This is a genomic window from Streptomyces cacaoi (genome assembly GCF_006539165.1).
Classification (GTDB): domain Bacteria; phylum Actinomycetota; class Actinomycetes; order Streptomycetales; family Streptomycetaceae; genus Streptomyces; species Streptomyces cacaoi.
Window position 1 is genome coordinate 1 of the sequence record NZ_BJMM01000164.1, and the last position, 1,412, is coordinate 1,412.

1 protein-coding gene is annotated in these 1,412 nt (G+C 73.5%); it reads left to right on the top strand.

Annotated elements, in window-relative coordinates; all coding sequences use genetic code 11:
- Positions 1–1,412 (top strand): polyketide synthase dehydratase domain-containing protein (locus tag SCA03_RS34740; protein WP_174864529.1); only part of this gene is annotated, 1,412 nt, incomplete at both ends.

Below are 1,412 nucleotides of genomic sequence, written 5' to 3' on the forward strand. Positions count from 1 at the left end.
ACCCTGCGCGGCCAAGGAGTCGGACGATACCTGGAGTTGGGGCCCGACGCCGTACTCTCCGGGATGACCGGGGAGAACCTGGACGAGGCAGCGGACGTCCTCGCCGTCCCCGCGCTGCGCAAGGGCAGGGACGACACGGCCACCCTCGTCGCGGCGATCGCGGCGCTCCACACACACGGAGCCACCGTGGACTGGCGTGCCTACTTCTCCGCCTTCCCCGCGCCCGACGGCCGGCACGGACGCCGCGTCGACCTGCCCACCTACGCCTTCCAGCGGCAGCGCTACTGGGTGAACGCCACGAGCGGCACCGGCGGCCTCCACGCTTCCGGTGTGGAGCCGGTCGGCCATCCCCTGCTCGGCGCGGCCGTCCGGCTGCCCGAATCGGACGGCGCGGTACTCACGGGACGGCTGTCGACAACCACCCACCCCTGGCTCGCCGACCACGCCGTGCAGGGTGTCGTCCTGGTGCCCGGCACCGGACTGGTGGAGCTCGCCGTCCGGGCCGGTGACGAGGTCGGCTGCGCCGTACTGGAGGAACTGACGCTCGCCGCGCCCCTGGTGCTGCCCGAGCAGGGCGGTGTGCAGATCCAGGTCGTGGTCGGCCCGGCGGATCCCGCGGACGACGGACGCCGCACGGTGACGGTGCACTCGCGGCGCGAGGACGCACCCGAGGCCGCGGCCTGGCTGCGGCACGCCTCCGGATTCCTGACCTCAGCTCCGCGTCCCGCACCGGACTTCGACCTGAGCGCATGGCCTCCGGCCGGAGCCGAGCCGGTGCAGATGGACGGTGCGTACGAGACGCTGCGCTCGCACGGTTACGACTACGGCCCCGCGTTCCAGGGGCTGCGGGCTGCCTGGCGGTGTGGTGGTGAGCTGTACGCCGAGGTGGCGTTGCCCGAGCGGATGCGGGAGGAGTGTGCCGGCTTCGGTCTGCACCCGGCCCTGCTGGACGCCGCGATGCACGCCGCGATCCTGGTCGGGGACGCCGACGAGACCATGATCCCGTTCGCCTGGAACGACGTGGCCCTGCACGCCGTCGGCGCCTCAGCGATCCGGGTCCGCATCTCCCGCACCGACGGTGGCGGGCTGGTGCTCCGGGTGGCCGACCCGGCCGGACGGCCGGTCCTGTCCGTCGGCTCCATGGTCGGACGGCCCGTCGAGGCGGGGCAGTTGGAGGTTTCGACCGGCCCGGACCGTACCGGGGCGCTGTACGGGATCGAGTGGTCCCCGGCGCCCTCGGTGCCGTCGGGGTCGTCGGTGCCGTCGTGGGTGTCGTGGGAGGAGTTGCCGGCGGCGGATTCGGGTGAGCCGGTGCCTTCGGTGGTGGTGCTGGACTGCGGTGCGGTCGTGGACGCGGCGGAGGGCGACGCCGATGTGCCGAGCGGTCTCCGGTCGGTGCTGGAGCGTGTGTT